Origin of the sequence: Microbacterium sp. K36 (genome assembly GCF_004794355.1) — a bacterium.
Classification (GTDB): domain Bacteria; phylum Actinomycetota; class Actinomycetes; order Actinomycetales; family Microbacteriaceae; genus Microbacterium; species Microbacterium paraoxydans_D.
Genome location: NZ_SSDN01000050.1, coordinates 58,106 through 73,165 on the forward strand (window position 1 = coordinate 58,106; position 15,060 = coordinate 73,165).

Sequence of the window (15,060 nt, forward strand, 5' to 3'; positions counted from 1 at the left end):
TCCCCAGCTGACCACGGGCGGGACGGTCGAACCGTCAATGCGGAGGGAACGTCGAATTCCTTTCGATCCCGAGGGGGGATGGGGTGGGCGTCGGTTCCCCAGAACGGCACCCACCCCCACATCGGGGTCGTCGTCAGTTCCAGCGGCTGAGCATCCAGAAGACCGCGAATCCGATCACCACGAGGATCGGCACCCAGGTGCCCGTGCGCTTGAGGCGCCGACCCTGCGGCGCGACTCCCGGCGGTGGGGTGATCATCCCGGCCGGCGGAGCGAAGGGGAGAGCGTGGCCACCGGGCGTCGCGGCGGCGAGGCGGTCGTCGCGCCACCGCGCCCACTGGTCGAGCTTGGTCAAGAGCGCCCCCACCGTCCCGAACAGCCACGCCCAGGTCGCCGGGTCGAGCGTGGAGGCGCGGCGGGGCGTGTAGAGGAACAGCCAGTCGTCGACGATCTCGACGTCGAGCTGCGCGGCGTTGTCGATGAAGCGCGCCATGATGTCGGGCGTGAAGAGGTAGAGCGCGTCCTGCTCGTAGCCGTCCGGGCAGTACAGGGTGAAGTGCTGGTCGAAATCGCCCTCGAGCGACAGACGCTGCGCCCGCTGGAACGAGGCCGGCAGGTTGGAGCCGAAGCCGTTGTTGCCCTTCGCGTCGAGCACGATGTTCGGCAGGGGCACATCCAGCTTCACGGCCACATAGCCCCAGCGATACGTCGTCGAGTTCTTCCCGGACTGCACCGTGTACTGGTAGTTGCCGAACTCGACGAACCGCGGACTCGTCCCGCGGACCAGGTCGGTCGCCATGCGCGAGCGGCCGAGGTGGAAGATCATGCCGGGGAGTGGCGGATCGTCCACGCGCGGCTCGTAGGTCATGCCGTTGGCCTGGGCGAACCGGTGCAAGCGGTACCGCGCCGTGCGCGCGTTGCGAACGCCCATCCAGACGAGCACGCCCACCCCCGCCGCCACCAGCAGGAGGAGGACGAGGGGGATCGCCGCCGACGCGGGAGAGCCGCTGCTCGCCGCCAGCGCCACCACCACGGAGGCGAGGATCGGAAGCATCACGAGGCCGGCGATCGCCACCGCGACGATGGCGATGATCGACGACACCGCCATGCCCGTCGTCCGACGGGACCGGAGCTCCGCCGTGAAGGCGCGCACCGCGGACGGGTCGACGGGATCGGTGAGCGGACGCGCGTCGAACGACGCCGATGCCTGCGGAGCGGTCATCGGTTGACCTCGTCGGCGTCCCACGTGAGGTCGGCGCCCTCGCGCAGGGCCTTCGCCTCCAGCCGCTCGTCCGTGCAGATCGCGCGGATGAGGTCGGGCGAGCCCGCCACGATGGTGGAGTCGTAGTCGATCTCCGAGACCGTCACCCAGGCGCGATCGGCGGGCCAGAGGATGTTCGGGCTCTGGGCGGCGGGCGGGAAGCCGTGTTCCTCGCCGACCCGGTCGCGCCACGGCACGCCGAGCACCCAGTCCGGATCCGCGAAGGCCTGGGCACCCCCGGAGAACAGCACGTAGTCGCGCCCGGGGAGCTGCAGCCGGGGTCCTTCGGAGATCTCGCGGGAGAGGATGCCGTCCTGCCAGGTGGGCTTTCGGAAGACGTTGTTGAAGGGGTCGTGCGTGCTGCGGTCGAGCATCGCCTGATGGTGCGGGTCTTGCCCGAACGTGAGGAAGACACGCGACGGTCCGCCTCCGAGGAAGCCGACCAGACCGCCGAACCCCTCCCAGAGCGCGACGACCCCTTCGTGCGGCGTCGCGGTGTGGGCGGCGAGGTGTCCGGCCAGGATCGCCACGAGGTCGCTGTCGAGCGCGCCCTCCAGCGGCGCCGTGAACTCACGGCCGTCCGGGGCGATGCGGGTCCGCCAGTCGGCGTCGACGGGAGTGCGCACGATCCGGTGCCACTGGGCCTCCGCGTGCATCGTCGTGCCGAAGGCGGCGGCGGTGTCCGCCCAGCTGACACGTGCCTCGGAATCCGCGGCCGTGGGACTCTCCCGCACCGTGGCGGGATGGAACACGCGGGCATACGCGGGGAAGCCGCGGGGGACGACCGCGTGCATGCTGCCGAGACTCTCGTCGAGGGTCTGGCGCAGCCAGGCGCCGACGCCGGGGTCTGCGATCCACTCCATTGCACACACGCTACCGGGGGCATGCCCGGCCGGCTGCAAGGCACCGGCGCGGCACACGCCGCACCGGTGCCGCGTCGCTCAGCTGGAGGCGAGGGCGATCAGGCCGAAGACTTCGCCCTGCGGCCCCTGTACGACGGTGGCGCGTCCGAAGGGGGTGTCCGACACGGGCACCCGCAGCTTTCCGCCCAGCTCCTCGGCCCGTACGGCGCTGGCGTCGACGTTCCCGGTGGCGAACCAGGTGAGCCAGTGGTCGGGCGCGCCGGCCGGCAGCTCGGCGTCGCGGAGGATGCCGCCGACCTCGGCGCGGTCGCCGGCGCGGGTGAAGGTCGCGTAGACGTATCCCTCGCCGCCGACGTCGCGGTACTCGTAGCCGAAAACGGCCGCATAGAAGGCTCGCGCCGCGACGTCGTCCCGCGCATGGAGCTCGTTCCACACCAGGGTGCCTGGCTCGTTCACCCGGCCCGCGCCGATGTGGTCGCCCGCCTGCCACAGCCCGAGCACGGCGCCACCCGGATCGGCGATGATCGCCATTCGCCCCGAGGTCATCACGTCAAACGGCTCCGCGATCACCTGACCGCCGGCCGCGGTGACGGCACGGGCGGAGGCGTCCACGTCGTCCGTGGCCATGTACGTGGTCCACACGGTGGGCGCCCCCGGGTCCTGCTTCGGGCCGACCCCGGCCACGGCGGCCCCGTCGAGGGTGGCGAGCAGGTAGCCGCCGGACTCCTCTCCGCCGGAGGAGTACTCCCATCCGAAGAGGGCGGCGTAGAAGGCCGTCGCGGCCGTCACGTCGTCCGCGCCCAGGTCGACCCAGGTGGGCGTCCCGACCGGCCAGGGATCGGTGCGAATGGTCATGGGATCTCCTTCTCTCAGGCGCCGTCCGGATCGGGCGCACCGTAGAGACGCACGATCCGCCATCTCATTACGCGCGGTCGTCGGATCGGTGATCCCCCATAATCGAGGGGTGACTGCCACCGCCACTCTCCCCTCCCTCGACGGCCGACGCTTCCGCATGGTCTCGTCCACGACATCGGCCGTCGATCCCGATGCCCCCAGCGTCTTCGAGTACTTCGAACGCGACGGCGCGATCTGGGGCGGCTACGAGGGCGACACGGTCACCTTCGGGAAGTTCGTGGGTACGCGCACCGGCGACACGATCTGGGTCTCGTTCGTCCATGTGCTCAAGGCCGACGGCGCCGTGGTCACCGGCGACGGCGAGAGCGAGCTGGAGCTGACCGAGGACGGCCGTATCCGCCTGGTGGAGCACTACGAGATGCACGGCCTCCCGCAGCTCAGCGTCGTCGAGGAGATCCCGGCCGCCTGACTCAGCGCGGCGGGAGCGCATCCCGTCCCGGCGAGGCCGGTGTCCACCGGGTCATTCCGAGCGGCACCTCGGTCTGCCGCTCTGGCAGGTCGCCGGGAAGCAGGTAGGGGCGCCGGATCACCTCGTCGAGCACGACGACGCTGACCACCGTCCGTACCTCGGGAAGCTGCGCGATGACTCCCGTCGAGAACTCGTGCACACCGCTCACGTCGACGGCGCGGATGAGCAGCATCGCATCGTGCTCCCCGGTCGTGATCGCGCACCATTCCACGTCCGGCATCTCGATGATCCGCTCCCGGAACGAGGCCCAGGCCTGCGGCATCACGGTCACGAAGACGAGAGCCCCGATCGACAGTCCGGCCTTCGCCTGATCCACGCGCGCGCTGAATCCGGTGATGACGCCGTCGTGCACGAGCGACTCGACCCGCGTGTACGCACTGGCCCGGGAGATGCCGACCTTCTCGGCCAGCGCGGCGATCGAGACACGACCGTTATCGCGCAGCACATCGAGGATTCTGTACGCCGTCTCATCCAAGGGGGCGGCACTTCGTCCAGATTGCTTCGACGGATCCGCGTCCTTGCTGGACATATTGCTCCTCACATCCGAGCTTCTCGACAATGCGTGCCTGTGTGACGCGCACTTGCTGGACACATCGTCGCATATGATGCGAATCTGATCCCCGGTCGTCCACATCGGTGGCGGCCGCACCCGAATGTACTCCTCGCCCTTGGAGGCCCTGATGTCGTCACGCCGTATCACGCCGGTCCTCGCGCTCGGAGCCGTCGCGCTCCTGGCGCTCGCAGGTTGCTCGGGAGGGAACTCCGCGAACAACTCCGAGTCGTCCCAGGGGTCCGACTCCCTCGTCATCGACACCGCGTTCTCGATCGAGACGACCGACCCGGGTCACACGTACGACCCGACCGGCAACATGATCGCGAAGGCGCTGTACGAGACCCTCGTCGACTTCGAGGGCTCCGACGTCTCCACTCCGGTCCCCGGCCTCGCGTCCTGGGAGCAGAACGACGAGGCGACCGAGTTCACCTTCACGCTCGAAGGCGACCGCGTGTTCTCCGACGGCTCGCCCATCGAGGCGAAGGACGTCGTGTTCTCCCTGCAGCGGATCCAGGGGATGGCGGACGCCAAGCCCAACTTCCTGCTCGGCGGCCTGACGATCGAAGAGGTCGACGACAAGACCATCCGGTTCACCTCGGAGACCCCGCTGCTGCAGCTCCCCGCGATCCTCGCGAACCCGGCGCTCGGCATCGTCAACGCCGACGTCGTCATGGAGAACGGTGGGACCACCGACGGCTCCGACAGTGCCCAGGGCTTCCTCGACGGCGAGTCCGCCGGATCCGGCCCGTTCGTGCTGGACACCCTCGACCTCAGCTCGCAGGTCGTCCTCACGCGCAACGACGAGTACAACGGCGACGAGGAGTCGGCCTACAGCCGCGTCGTCGTGCGCAACGTCTCGGAGAGCGCGACCCAGCTCGCCAACCTCAAGGGCGGCGACTCGATGGTCGCGATGGACCTCAACGGCGACCAGGTCGCTGGTCTCGGCGACGACATCAGCGTCGACTCGGTCCCGTCCGGCCAGACCATCTTCCTGCTGCTCAACCAGGGCGAGGCCGGCGGTGACCTCGCGAACGTGAAGATCGCGGAGGCCATCCGCTACGCGCTCGACTACGACGCGCTGCTCGAGCTCGCCGGCGCCGGTGCCGTCCAGGCGACCGGCGTCATCCCGCCCGGGTTCGAGGGTGCCCTCGACAGCGGCGTGGAGCAGGACCTCGACAAGGCGAAGGCCGCGCTGGAGGAGGCCGGATACACCGGTCAGACCCTCAAGCTCCAGTTCCCGAACGACTACCCGGTCGGCGGCGTGGAGTTCACCCCGCTCGCCGAGCGCATCCAGGCGCAGCTCGAGGACGCGGGCATCGCCGTCGACCTCGCTCCCGCACCGTTCGCGACCGAGCTCGACGCGTACGTCAACGGCACCGAGGGCTTCGGCCTGTGGTTCTGGGGTCCGGACTACGCCGACTCCGCGAACTTCCTGCCCTTCGCGCCCGGTCTGAAGGTCGGCCTCCGCGCCGGCTGGGCGGCCGAGGCCAACCCGGAGATCGCGGGCATCGCCGCCGGTGCGGCCGCCGCGACCGACGCCGAGCAGCGCACCGAGGCCTTTACCGAGTTCGCCGAGGCCATGCAGGCCGAGGGCCCGTTCGTGCCGCTGATCGTCCCCGGTCGCAACATCTCCTCCGCCTCCAGCGTGTCCGGCGCCGTCTACAACTCCGTGTGGGAGATGGACATCGCCGAGATCCAGCCGGCCGGCTGAGCGGATCGTCATGACGACAGTGGCCGTGCAGAGGCAGGCGCAGCGGCGCCGCTCGCCTCTCGTCGGATACCTGCTGCGGCGGGCCGGGACCTCTCTGCTCCTGTTGGTGGGCGTGACCATCGTCACGTTCGCGCTCACCAACCTGGTGCCGGGAGACCCGGTCTCGGCCGCGCTCGGTGAGGGTGCGTCGCAGAACCCCGCGACGCGCGAGGCGTTCATCAAGGCGAACGGACTCGACCAGCCACTGTTCGTGCAGTACTTCATCTATATGGGGAACCTGCTCCGCGGGGACCTCGGCACGTCGCTGGTGACCGGACGCCCGGTCACCAGCGACCTCGCCACCGCCGTCCCCGCGACGATCGAGATCGCGATCGGGGCGATCATCGTCAGCCTCGCCGTCAGCATCGTGCTCGGCACTCTTGCGGCCTACCGCCGCGGACTCGTCACCGACCAGGTCATCCGCGTCGTGACGCTCGTCGGGCTCAGCGTCCCGACCTTCTGGCTCGCGCTGGTCAGCTTCTACGTGTTCTTCCTGGAGCTGCGCATCGCTCCGGGCTCCGGACGCATCTCGCCGTCGATCACCCCGCCGCCGCGCGTGACCGGGCTCTACACGGTCGACTACCTGCTGAACGGCGACGCGGTCGGCTTCTTCGACGCCCTCGCACACCTCGCACTTCCGGTCATGGTGCTCTCGCTCGTGACCATCGGACTGCTCACCCGCTTCATCCGCACGTCGGTGCTCGAGGTCCTCGGCAGCGACTACGTGCGCGCGGCCCGTGCCAAGGGCCTGCCGGCGATGCGCGTCATCCTCGACTACGTGCTCCGGGGCGCCTCGCTGCCGATCCTCACGGTGGTGGGTGTCGCGTTCGGTGCCCTGCTCTCCGGCACGGTGCTCGTCGAGTCGGTGTTCGCCTGGCCGGGGCTGGGCACGTACGCCTACAACTCCGCCGCGAACCTCGACCTGCCCGGCATCATGGGCGTCGGTCTCGTGGTCGGTGTCATCTACCTCCTCATCAACTTCATCGTGGACCTGCTCTACGGCGTGCTCGACCCGAGAGTGAGGATCGCATGAGCCGCATCGCCGCAGCGACCCCCGCCGGACGCTTCCGCTTCCGCTGGCCGCGCGCCTGGCGCACCCCGCTCGGCATCATCGGCACGGTCATCGCCGGTGCGTGGATCATCGTCGCCTTCACCGCGCAGTGGTGGGTGCCCTACCCGCCGAACGCGCAGGTGCTGCCCCGTCTGCAGCCGCCGGGAATCGACACGATCCTCGGTACCGACGGCAACGGCCGCGACATCTTCTCCCGGTTGATGACCGGCGCGACGGTGAGTCTGCCGCTCGCGCTCATGCTCGTGATCGCCGCGCTCATCATCGGCACGCTCGTCGGTGCGGTCGCCGGGTACTTCGGGCGCGCCGTCGACGAGACGCTCATGCGCATCACCGACCTCTTCATGGCGTTCCCGACCGTGATCCTCGCCATGGTGGTCGCGGCCTCGCTCGGCCCCTCGCTGTTCAACGCCGTGATCGCCGCGATCGTGGTGTCGTGGCCGCAGTACGCCCGCGTCACCCGCAGCATCGTGCTCGGTCTCCGCGGGCAGAACTATGTGATCGCGGGCCGCCTGCTCGGTCACTCGCCGCTGCGCACGCTCTTCGTCGACATCCTGCCGAACATCGCCGGCCCGGTCCTCGTGCTCGCGACGCTCGACATCGGCGCGGCGATCCTGCTCCTCTCGGGGCTCTCCTTCCTCGGTCTCGGCGCGCAGCCGCCGACGGCGGAGTGGGGGTCGATGATCTCCGGTGCGATGCAGAACTTCGACGCCTGGTGGCTCGGAGTCTTCCCCGGCCTCGCGATCCTCACCGTGGTGCTCGCGTTCAACTTCCTCGGCGACGCGATGCGCGACGTGCTCGACCCGACCGCCGAGATCACACACGAGAAGCAGGCGGAGCACACCGCCTCCGCGACGGGGGTGCCCGCATGACCGCGCAGAGCACGGCGACGCTGAGCATCCGCGACCTCACGATCGACATCGGCCGTCCGCTGGTGAAGGGCGTGTCCCTGGAGCTCGAACCCGGGCGCATCCACGGCCTCGCGGGGGAGTCGGGCTCTGGCAAGACGCTCACCTCCCTGGCGGTGCTCGGCCTCCTGCCGCGACAGGCGAAGACCGGCGGCTCGATCCTGCTCGCGGGGGAGGAGCTCGTCGGTCGCAACCGCCGGGGGCTCAACCGCGTCCGCGGGAAGCGCATCGCGATGGTCTTCCAGGACCCGTCGGCCTCGCTGCACCCGCAGCTGCCGGTCGGCCGTCAGCTCACCGATCACATGCGCGTGCACCTCGGACTCAAGGGCGCCGCTGCGCGCGAGCGGGCGGTCGAGCTGCTCCAGACCGTGCAGGTGCCGAACCCGGCCGAGGCCCTGAAGCGGTATCCCCATCAGTTCTCCGGCGGACAGCGGCAGCGCATCGCGATCGCGTGCGCCCTCGCGTGCGACCCGGAGGTGCTGCTCGCGGACGAGCCGACGACCGCCCTCGACGTGACGGTGCAGGCCGGCATCCTGAAGCTCCTGCGCGACCTCGCGACCGAGCGGAACCTCGCCGTGCTGCTCGTGACCCACGACCTGGGCGTGATGAGCGCGATCGCGGACACGGTCGCCGTCATGAAGGACGGCCGCATCGTCGAGCTCGCCGATCGGGAGACGCTCTTCCGCGCCCCGCAGCACGAGTACACCCGCATGCTGCTGGCGGCCCTGCCCGGGTCGCGCATCGACGAGAGCCCCGAGGAGGCCGCGGATGAGTGAGGTCAGCGTCCTCGACGCCCGCGACGTGGTGGTGCGGTACCCGGGCACCCCGCCCGTGATCGCGGTGAACGGCGTCTCGCTGAGTGTGGCGGCGGGAGAGACGGTCGCCCTCGTGGGCGAGTCCGGCAGTGGCAAGTCGAGCCTGGCCCGCGCCGTCGTCGGCATCGAGAAGACCGCCGCCGGGACGGTGTCGTTCCGCGGAGCCCCCGTCGCGCCGCTGGGGATCCGTCGTCGCGACACGGCGCTCACGGGCATCCAGATGGTCTTCCAGGACCCGGCGACCTCGCTGAACCCGCGCCGGCGGATCGGCGACCAGATCTCCGACGGCATCGCGACCGCCCGCGCGCGCGGTGCCGCCGGTTCCACCGTGGAGGAGTGGCTGGAGCGGGTCGGACTGCCCGCCGAGGTGCGCACCCGCTTCCCGCATCAGTTCTCCGGGGGCCAGAAGCAGCGCATCGCGATCGCCCGTGCGCTCGCCGCACGGCCCTCGCTGCTCGTCGCCGACGAGCCCATCTCCGCCCTCGACGCGTCCACCCAGACGAGTGTCGCGGGACTCATGCGCGATCTGGTGGCCGAGTCCGGCGCGGGGATGCTCTTCATCTCCCACGACCTCGCCGTCGTGCGCCGCATCGCCGACCGCACGTTCGTGATGTTCGGCGGGAGGGTGCTCGAATCGGGGCCGACCGACGAGCTCTGGGCGGCGCCGCGGCACCCCTACACGCAGGCGCTGCTCGCCGCGATCCCGGAGCCGGACGGGACGGGCCGCATCCCTGATGCCCCCTCCGCCGACGACCGCGCGGTCTGGGCCGAGGTGCCTCCCGTCGCCTACTAGACGGACACGACGACCCGCGCCGACATGCTCCGTCAGGGTCTCTCGTTCGAGATGCGTCGGGCCCGATCGAGGTCTTCGGCCCGGAGGAGCTTCGACGCCTGGAGGATCTCGACGCCGAGAAGATGCCCGTCGGCGTCGAAATCGAGGATGATCTCCCCGGCTCCGTGCGGGTTGCGTATCTCCGGTACCTGCGCGACGGATTCACCCGCGTGGAGCTCGCGCCCGACCGGGAGGTAGGCGGCATCCGCTTCGGGGTCATATCTGAGGTGCATCGACGGCCTCCGTTCGTTCCTCCGCCACCGGTCGTGGTGACGGCGAAGGGCCGGAGCGTGCGCTCCGGCCCTTCGCGTGTCTCGTCCGATCAGAGCGGCGCGACGATGTCCTGCTTCACGTCCCACTCGGTGATCTCGAGGGCGACGTCGACCGACTGCCCCTGGACGGTCGCGGAGCTGGTCGAGGCGAGGTTGACGTAGTCCTCGGTGACCTCGAACACGACCTCGACCGGCGTGCCCGCCTGCTCGACGGTGCCGCTGACGAGGTAGACCTTCTGGCCGAGGCGCTCGCCCGTGCCGGTCACGGTGAAGTCGCCCGTGATGGCCTTCGCCGTCTCGGCCGGGTCCATCGCGGTGACGTCCTTCGCCGTGGTGCTGAGGCCGGCGATGATGGGGTCGCTCGACGACGGGTCGGCGGCCTGCCAGTCGCTCGAGGGCGACTTCACCCAGACGTCGTCGCCGATCGCGACGATCGAGCCCATCGGCGAGAGCGACTCCAGCGCCTTCTCGGACGGGTTGAAGCGCGTGGTGGACTCCATGCCCATCACGACGGTCTTGGCGGCGTAGCCGGCGGTGTCGGTCATGGCCTCGGCGATGCAGGCGCCGAGGGCCGAGCCGTCGACGGTGGCACCGTCGGCGAGTTCGGGGCAGTCGCTGGACGGCGCTTCGGCCTCCTGCGATGCGGCACCGCTCGGCTTCGACTCGGCCGGCTTCTCCGACGCTCCCGCCGAGCATCCGGTGAGCATGACGGCGGCGGCCAGCACGACGCCGACCCCCCACTTGTTGACGCGCATGGCGCCCCCCTCCAGGTCCGTGCCGATGACCGTCACCAGGCACACCCTCCAGCATGCCAAGGCCGCGCGGGAAGTGCGGGAGGCAGCTCCGAGGAAACTCCGCTAGACTGTCGAGGTTGTCTGCCTTCCGGCGTCCATTCGGTCTCCTGGGGCGGGCACGTGCACACACCCTCCTGCTCCCGGGAAAGTCCCGAGAGCCGTTCTAGTCCGAAGGAGGTGGGTAAGTGACGCACCAGTACGAACTCATGGTCATTCTGACCCCCGAGATCGACGAGCGCCAGGTCGCCCCGACGCTCGACAAGTTCCTGAAGGTCATCACCAACGATGGTGGCTCTATCGAGAACGTCGACATCTGGGGCAAGCGCCGTCTCGCCTACGAGATCCAGAAGAAGACCGAGGGCATCTACGCCGTCGTCAACTTCACCGCGACCAGCGCCGCCACGCAGGAGCTCGACCGTCAGCTCAAGCTGAACGAGCAGATCATGCGCACCAAGGTGCTCCGCGCCGAAGAGGCTCAGGCGATGATCGCTTCCGAGGCCAAGCGCTCCGAAGAGAAGGCTGCCCGCAAGGCCGCCAAGGCTGCGAAGGCCTAAGTCTCATGGCCGGCGAAACCGTCATCACCGTGGTGGGCAACCTCACCGCCGACCCCGAGCTGCGCTACACGCAGAACGGGCTGCCGGTGGCGAACTTCACCATCGCATCGACGCCTCGCAACTTCGACCGTGCCGCGAACGAGTGGAAGGACGGCGAAGCGCTGTTCCTCCGCGCCTCGGTGTGGCGTGAGTTCGCCGAGCACGTGGCGGGCTCGCTCACCAAGGGCATGCGCGTGATCGCGCAGGGTCGTCTGCGCCAGCGTTCCTACCAGGACCGTGAGGGCAACCAGCGCACCGCGATCGAGCTGGAGGTCGACGAGATCGGCCCCTCGCTGCGGTACGCGACCGCGCAGGTCACCCGTGCGGCCTCGGGCGGTGGCGGCGGGGGACAGTCCCGTCCCGCGCAGCAGCAGCAGGTGTCGGAGGAGCCGTGGTCCACGCCCGGCTCGTCGACCAGCGCCGATGCCTGGAGCACTCCGGGCAGCTTCGGCGACGACACCCCCTTCTGAAAACACTTCTTCACGGGTGGGTCCCTGAGCTTGTCGAAGGGCCGCACCCCGCTCATCACTAAGGAAAAGCAATGGCTGGAAAGTCGAGCGGCGACCGCCGCAAGCCGCGGAAGGGCGCGAAGAACGCCGCTCCCGCGAAGTCCATCCGGGTCGGCGTCATCGATTACAAGGATGTCGCCACCCTCCGCAAGTTCGTCTCGGAGCGCGGCAAGATCCGCGCCCGTCGCATCACCGGTGTGTCGGTGCAGGAGCAGCGTCTGATCGCCACCGCGATCAAGAACGCGCGCGAGATGGCGCTCCTGCCCTACGCTGGCGCCGGCCGGTAAGGGGTACTGAGATGGCAAAGCTGATTCTCACGAACGAGGTCGCCGGGCTGGGTAGCGCCGGTGACGTGGTCGAGGTCAAGAACGGGTACGCCCGCAACTACCTCATCCCCCAGGGCTTCGCTACGGCGTGGACCCGTGGTGGCGAAAAGCAGGTCGCGTCGATCCAGGCCGCGCGTCAGGCACGCGCGATCCACGACCGCGACGAGGCTGTGGCCCTGAAGAACACCCTCGAGGGCACCAAGGTGCGTCTCGCGGTGAAGGCCGGCAAGGAAGGCCGTCTGTTCGGCTCGGTGAAGACCGCCGACGTCGCCGAGGCCGTCACGGCTGCGGGCCTCGGCTCGATCGACAAGCGCAAGGTGCACATCCCCTCGCCCATCAAGGCGACCGGTGAGCACGAGGCGACCGTGCGTCTGCACGAGGACGTCACTGCCGTCATCACGCTGCAGGTCGTCGCCGCCAAGTAAGGCACCCGACGGGCGCGCGCCTGTCGAACGGAACGCCCCCTGTCCTCCGGGACAGGGGGCGTTCGCGCATCCGGACGCGGGTCAGGCGAGGGCGTCGCTCTTCGACACGGATGCCGGCTCGGTGAGCCGGCTCCTCCGCCGCCGGTGCGCGATGAGCGCCCCCACGAGTGCGGCGATACCCAGGGTGAACACCGCCCCGCCGACGAGGAGCGGGACGTTCAGCGGCGCGGCGTCATCGGCCGCGGCGGTGAGGGTGCATCCCGGAGCCTCCGCGTCGAACACCGAACCGGCCGCGATGCAGTCGTTGAGCCCGGTGACCTGCTGCCCGTAGGCCTGTCCGGGGCGGACCGACGTCGTGCCGTCTGCGGAGACCTCGCAGGGGTTGTCCTCCGCGCACGCCTCGCCGCCGTCGTTGTGCGAGCTGTTGATGCCGACCACCGTCTTCCCGTCGCCCGCGACGAGTGCGGCACCGGAGGTCCCCGGGTACGTCTCGCACGTCTTCTCCTTCGCCATCCGCAGGGACTGGTGGAGGACGTATCCCTGCTCGCGGAGGGTGGGGACGACGGCCTCGATAGTGCACGTCAGCTGCTCGGTGGCCATCAGGCGGACGCTGTCGCCGACCCGGGGCGATGCCGCGGCGAGACGGAGGACGGTCGCGCCTCGCGCTTCGAGTTCGGTGAAGGAGGCATCCAGGCGGTACACGGCGACATCGGTGCCCGTCATCGTGCCGAAGAGGAGACGGTCGAGGAGCGCGGTCGTCAGTCCGTACCCCTGCGCGTCCGCGAAGGACACCTCACCGTCCGCCGGACGGTTCTGGAGGAACTCGCCGCGCCGCGGGATATCCCGAGTCTGTTCCACGGCCGGAATGCAGTGACCGTTCGTCAGCAGGAGTGCCGGGTCGTCACGGCGGGAGTTCGCAGCCATCACGAGCGACGACTCGCATTCGCCCAGCGCCGGGTAGCCTCCCAGTCCGAGGTCGACCTCGTCGTCCGGGATGGTGGCGTGGTCCCGCATGATCGTGCGGATCCAGTCCGCGTGCCGGGTGACGTCCGTGTAGAGCCCTGCCGCCTTGTCGTTGTCCTGCTCCGGTCCGCTGAGCACGCCGGCCAGCGCCCACCCCGCCCCTTCACGGACCAGGAGGGGGCCGCCGGAGTCGGCATTGCCGGCCTTCGCCACGCCGCCGCCCACGCAGAGCTCCCCGTCGGAGGCGTTCGGGCACGTCTTCGGATCGAGGACGTCGACGTCGGCCTCCTGCAGCATCGTCGGGTAGACCGCGGGCGATGTCGTCGCCGTGTTCCCCCAGCCGAGGATCCGTCCGGTCGTCCCCACCGCAGGGGAGGCTCCGGCGACGGGGATGGGCGTCTGGTCCACGGCCTCGTCGAACCGCAGGAGCATGAGGTCCTTGCCGAAGAAGCCCTCCCGGGACTCCGGGAGCTGGAAGAACCGGCTCACCGTCGCCACCTCTCCGCCTTGGGTGACGTCGGCGGAGCCGAACTGCACCGTCCAGCCGATCGGCGAGCCGACCTGGGCGAAGTTGTTCTTGCGGCAGTGAGCGGCGGTGAGCCCCCAGTGCGGGTCGATCAGGGTGACGCCGCAGCCGTTGCCTCCCGGGCCGGGCGGCGTCGGGAAGCCCGGTTTGTAGGCGCCCATGAAGGGGTGACTCTCCGTCGCCTCGCTGCCGTCGCTGATCGCGAGCGCCGGCGCGGCGCCGGCGAGGACGAGGAGAGCGGCGAGGACGGCGGCGACGAGGTATCTGATGCGTGTCATCCGAAGGACGGTACGGACACAACTGTTGCGGCAGCGTCGGCGGATTCGCATACGCTCTCGCAACATCCGGCGGGATGGACTGGGGTCATGACCGCACCCACGACATCGCGCGCGCCCTGGGGCGATGCCGCGAAGGGGCTGCTGATCGTCCTCGTGGTGTTCTGGCACGTCGTGCTGAAGACCTACCTGCAGGTCGACTGGCGGCTCGGCATCCCCCTCCCTGGAGCCTGGGGTCTCGCGAGCGACCTCATCTGGCCGTTCCTCATGCCGTTGTTCCTGTTCCTGTCCGGGTACTTCGCCTCCGCGGCGCTGGCCCGACCGTGGGCCGTCGTGTTCCGTCCCCGCGTCGTCCGCTTCCTCTACCTGTATCTGCTGTGGAGCCTCATCCACGCCGCCGCGATGTGGGCATTCCCGGACTTCCCGACGTTCGTGCCGCGGAGCGTCTCCGCGTTCGTGGAGGGGGTGACGATCAGCCCGCCGAACACCTGGTACCTCTACGCGCTCGCGCTGTACTTCGTCGTCGCGAAGGGCCTGCACCGACTGCCGCGCGGCGTCCTGCTGGTGGGTGCCGGCATGCTCTCGGTGGCGGTGGCCGCCGGACTGGTCGACGTGGTGAGCAACCGCGGATCGCTCCTCTACAACCTCTTCTTCTTCCTCGGAGGCGCGTACCTCGCGCCGCGCATCCGTCGCTTCACCGCTCGACCGCGACCCGCACTCGCCGGGGCCCTGATCCTCGGGTACCTCGCCGCCTACGCCGTCATGCGCGTGACGGGCACGGAGACCGTTCCCGGGGTGTGGCCGGCGGTGTCCGTCCTCGGGGTGGCGATGGGACTCGCGGTCGCCCCGATCCTCGCGGGCCTCCCTCTGGTCGGGCGAGGCCTGCCGGCGCTCGGCGTCCGCACCCTGCCGATCTACCTCCTGCACATGCCGCTGCTCGCGCTC

At 69.9% G+C, this 15,060-nt stretch carries 18 protein-coding genes; 11 read left to right on the top strand and 7 right to left on the bottom strand.

Going from position 1 to position 15,060, the window contains the following annotated elements; genetic code table 11:
* Positions 1 to 133: 133 nt before the first annotated feature.
* The 3 genes from DW296_RS04430 to DW296_RS04440 form a co-directional block, all read right to left on the bottom strand.
* Complete coding sequence (locus DW296_RS04430) at positions 134 to 1,219, bottom strand: hypothetical protein (RefSeq protein WP_136051260.1); 1,086 nt, start codon at positions 1,217 to 1,219, stop codon at positions 134 to 136.
* Positions 1,216 to 2,121 carry a hypothetical protein gene (locus tag DW296_RS04435; RefSeq protein WP_136051261.1) on the bottom strand — a complete coding sequence of 302 codons (906 nt, stop codon included), beginning with the start codon at positions 2,119 to 2,121 and terminating at the stop codon, positions 1,216 to 1,218. Before DW296_RS04435 ends, DW296_RS04430 begins: the two co-directional genes overlap by 4 nt.
* A 78-nt stretch (positions 2,122 to 2,199) precedes the next feature.
* Complete coding sequence (locus tag DW296_RS04440; protein ID WP_136051262.1) at positions 2,200 to 2,976, bottom strand: VOC family protein; 777 nt, start codon at positions 2,974 to 2,976, stop codon at positions 2,200 to 2,202.
* A 109-nt stretch (positions 2,977 to 3,085) separates the two neighbouring features.
* Between DW296_RS04440 and DW296_RS04445 the strand changes: the two genes are divergently transcribed.
* The gene (locus DW296_RS04445; RefSeq protein WP_240742982.1) at positions 3,086 to 3,445 is read left to right on the top strand and encodes a hypothetical protein; all 360 of its coding nucleotides are present in this window, start codon (positions 3,086 to 3,088) and stop codon (positions 3,443 to 3,445) included.
* A gap of 1 nt (position 3,446) precedes the next feature.
* Here DW296_RS04445 and DW296_RS04450 read toward each other — a convergent pair whose 3' ends face one another.
* Positions 3,447 to 4,034: an Lrp/AsnC family transcriptional regulator gene (locus DW296_RS04450; RefSeq protein ID WP_234024180.1), complete on the bottom strand. Its 588-nt coding sequence runs from the start codon at positions 4,032 to 4,034 to the stop codon at positions 3,447 to 3,449.
* Between the two features lie 151 nt (positions 4,035 to 4,185).
* On the opposite strand from DW296_RS04450, the gene DW296_RS04455 reads away from it, so the two are divergent.
* Genes DW296_RS04455 through DW296_RS04475 form a run of 5 tightly spaced genes read left to right on the top strand, consistent with a single transcriptional unit; the run spans position 4,186 to position 9,393 of the window.
* Positions 4,186 to 5,769, top strand: coding sequence for an ABC transporter substrate-binding protein (locus tag DW296_RS04455; protein ID WP_136051263.1), 1,584 nt, complete (start codon positions 4,186 to 4,188; stop codon positions 5,767 to 5,769).
* 10 nt (positions 5,770 to 5,779) lie between these two features.
* Entirely contained in the window at positions 5,780 to 6,841 is a 1,062-nt protein-coding gene (locus DW296_RS04460; RefSeq protein WP_058631931.1) for an ABC transporter permease, read from the top strand.
* Positions 6,838 to 7,749 carry an ABC transporter permease gene (locus DW296_RS04465; RefSeq protein ID WP_025102819.1) on the top strand — a complete coding sequence of 304 codons (912 nt, stop codon included), beginning with the start codon at positions 6,838 to 6,840 and terminating at the stop codon, positions 7,747 to 7,749. The genes DW296_RS04460 and DW296_RS04465 overlap by 4 nt, the downstream gene beginning before the upstream one ends.
* Entirely contained in the window at positions 7,746 to 8,561 is an 816-nt protein-coding gene (locus DW296_RS04470; RefSeq protein WP_062637787.1) for an ABC transporter ATP-binding protein, read from the top strand. Before DW296_RS04465 ends, DW296_RS04470 begins: the two co-directional genes overlap by 4 nt.
* Positions 8,554 to 9,393: an ABC transporter ATP-binding protein gene (locus DW296_RS04475; RefSeq protein ID WP_136051264.1), complete on the top strand. Its 840-nt coding sequence runs from the start codon at positions 8,554 to 8,556 to the stop codon at positions 9,391 to 9,393. The genes DW296_RS04470 and DW296_RS04475 overlap by 8 nt, the downstream gene beginning before the upstream one ends.
* Positions 9,394 to 9,425: 32 nt before the next feature.
* Here the strand turns inward: DW296_RS04475 and DW296_RS04480 are convergent, their stop codons facing one another.
* Positions 9,426 to 9,665, bottom strand: coding sequence for a DUF2283 domain-containing protein (locus DW296_RS04480; protein WP_136051265.1), 240 nt, complete (start codon positions 9,663 to 9,665; stop codon positions 9,426 to 9,428).
* A gap of 89 nt (positions 9,666 to 9,754) precedes the next feature.
* The gene (locus tag DW296_RS16430; RefSeq protein WP_051582178.1) at positions 9,755 to 10,459 is read right to left on the bottom strand and encodes a hypothetical protein; all 705 of its coding nucleotides are present in this window, start codon (positions 10,457 to 10,459) and stop codon (positions 9,755 to 9,757) included.
* 224 nt (positions 10,460 to 10,683) lie between these two features.
* Between DW296_RS16430 and rpsF the strand changes: the two genes are divergently transcribed.
* The 4 genes from rpsF to rplI all read left to right on the top strand — a co-directional run bounded on the left by rpsF (position 10,684) and on the right by rplI (position 12,351).
* Positions 10,684 to 11,052, top strand: a complete 369-nt coding sequence (gene rpsF, locus DW296_RS04490; RefSeq protein ID WP_021201450.1) for a 30S ribosomal protein S6 — start codon at positions 10,684 to 10,686, stop codon at positions 11,050 to 11,052.
* Positions 11,053 to 11,057: 5 nt separating this feature from the next.
* Positions 11,058 to 11,561 carry a single-stranded DNA-binding protein gene (locus DW296_RS04495; RefSeq protein WP_025102815.1) on the top strand — a complete coding sequence of 168 codons (504 nt, stop codon included), beginning with the start codon at positions 11,058 to 11,060 and terminating at the stop codon, positions 11,559 to 11,561.
* 71 nt (positions 11,562 to 11,632) lie between these two features.
* A complete protein-coding gene (rpsR, locus tag DW296_RS04500; protein WP_017203799.1) occupies positions 11,633 to 11,887 on the top strand; it encodes a 30S ribosomal protein S18 in 255 nt (84 codons plus the stop codon).
* Between the two features lie 11 nt (positions 11,888 to 11,898).
* Complete coding sequence (gene rplI / locus DW296_RS04505; RefSeq protein ID WP_025102814.1) at positions 11,899 to 12,351, top strand: 50S ribosomal protein L9; 453 nt, start codon at positions 11,899 to 11,901, stop codon at positions 12,349 to 12,351.
* 81 nt (positions 12,352 to 12,432) lie between these two features.
* On the opposite strand, the gene DW296_RS04510 is transcribed toward rplI, so the two are convergent.
* Positions 12,433 to 14,118, bottom strand: a complete 1,686-nt coding sequence (locus DW296_RS04510; protein ID WP_136051266.1) for a trypsin-like serine protease — start codon at positions 14,116 to 14,118, stop codon at positions 12,433 to 12,435.
* Positions 14,119 to 14,205: 87 nt separating this feature from the next.
* On the opposite strand from DW296_RS04510, the gene DW296_RS04515 reads away from it, so the two are divergent.
* Positions 14,206 to 15,060, top strand: an 855-nt coding sequence (locus tag DW296_RS04515; RefSeq protein ID WP_168428981.1) for an acyltransferase family protein, incomplete at its 3' end; no start/stop codon positions are given.

Bases quoted from the DNA above. Each gene is read 5' to 3' on its own strand.
- rplI (WP_025102814.1), top strand. From the start codon at position 11,899: ATGGCAAAGCTGATTCTCACGAACGAGGTCGCCGGGCTGGGTAGCGCC.
- DW296_RS16430 (WP_051582178.1), bottom strand. From the start codon at position 10,459: ATGCGCGTCAACAAGTGGGGGGTCGGCGTCGTGCTGGCCGCCGCCGTC.
- DW296_RS04455 (WP_136051263.1), top strand. From the start codon at position 4,186: ATGTCGTCACGCCGTATCACGCCGGTCCTCGCGCTCGGAGCCGTCGCG.
- DW296_RS04475 (WP_136051264.1), top strand. From the start codon at position 8,554: ATGAGTGAGGTCAGCGTCCTCGACGCCCGCGACGTGGTGGTGCGGTAC.
- DW296_RS04470 (WP_062637787.1), top strand. From the start codon at position 7,746: ATGACCGCGCAGAGCACGGCGACGCTGAGCATCCGCGACCTCACGATC.
- DW296_RS04480 (WP_136051265.1), bottom strand. From the start codon at position 9,665: ATGCACCTCAGATATGACCCCGAAGCGGATGCCGCCTACCTCCCGGTC.
- DW296_RS04435 (WP_136051261.1), bottom strand. From the start codon at position 2,121: ATGGAGTGGATCGCAGACCCCGGCGTCGGCGCCTGGCTGCGCCAGACC.
- rpsR (WP_017203799.1), top strand. From the start codon at position 11,633: ATGGCTGGAAAGTCGAGCGGCGACCGCCGCAAGCCGCGGAAGGGCGCG.
- DW296_RS04450 (WP_234024180.1), bottom strand. From the start codon at position 4,034: ATGTCCAGCAAGGACGCGGATCCGTCGAAGCAATCTGGACGAAGTGCC.
- DW296_RS04510 (WP_136051266.1), bottom strand. From the start codon at position 14,118: ATGACACGCATCAGATACCTCGTCGCCGCCGTCCTCGCCGCTCTCCTC.
- DW296_RS04460 (WP_058631931.1), top strand. From the start codon at position 5,780: ATGACGACAGTGGCCGTGCAGAGGCAGGCGCAGCGGCGCCGCTCGCCT.
- DW296_RS04440 (WP_136051262.1), bottom strand. From the start codon at position 2,976: ATGACCATTCGCACCGATCCCTGGCCGGTCGGGACGCCCACCTGGGTC.
- DW296_RS04430 (WP_136051260.1), bottom strand. From the start codon at position 1,219: ATGACCGCTCCGCAGGCATCGGCGTCGTTCGACGCGCGTCCGCTCACC.
- DW296_RS04465 (WP_025102819.1), top strand. From the start codon at position 6,838: ATGAGCCGCATCGCCGCAGCGACCCCCGCCGGACGCTTCCGCTTCCGC.
- DW296_RS04495 (WP_025102815.1), top strand. From the start codon at position 11,058: ATGGCCGGCGAAACCGTCATCACCGTGGTGGGCAACCTCACCGCCGAC.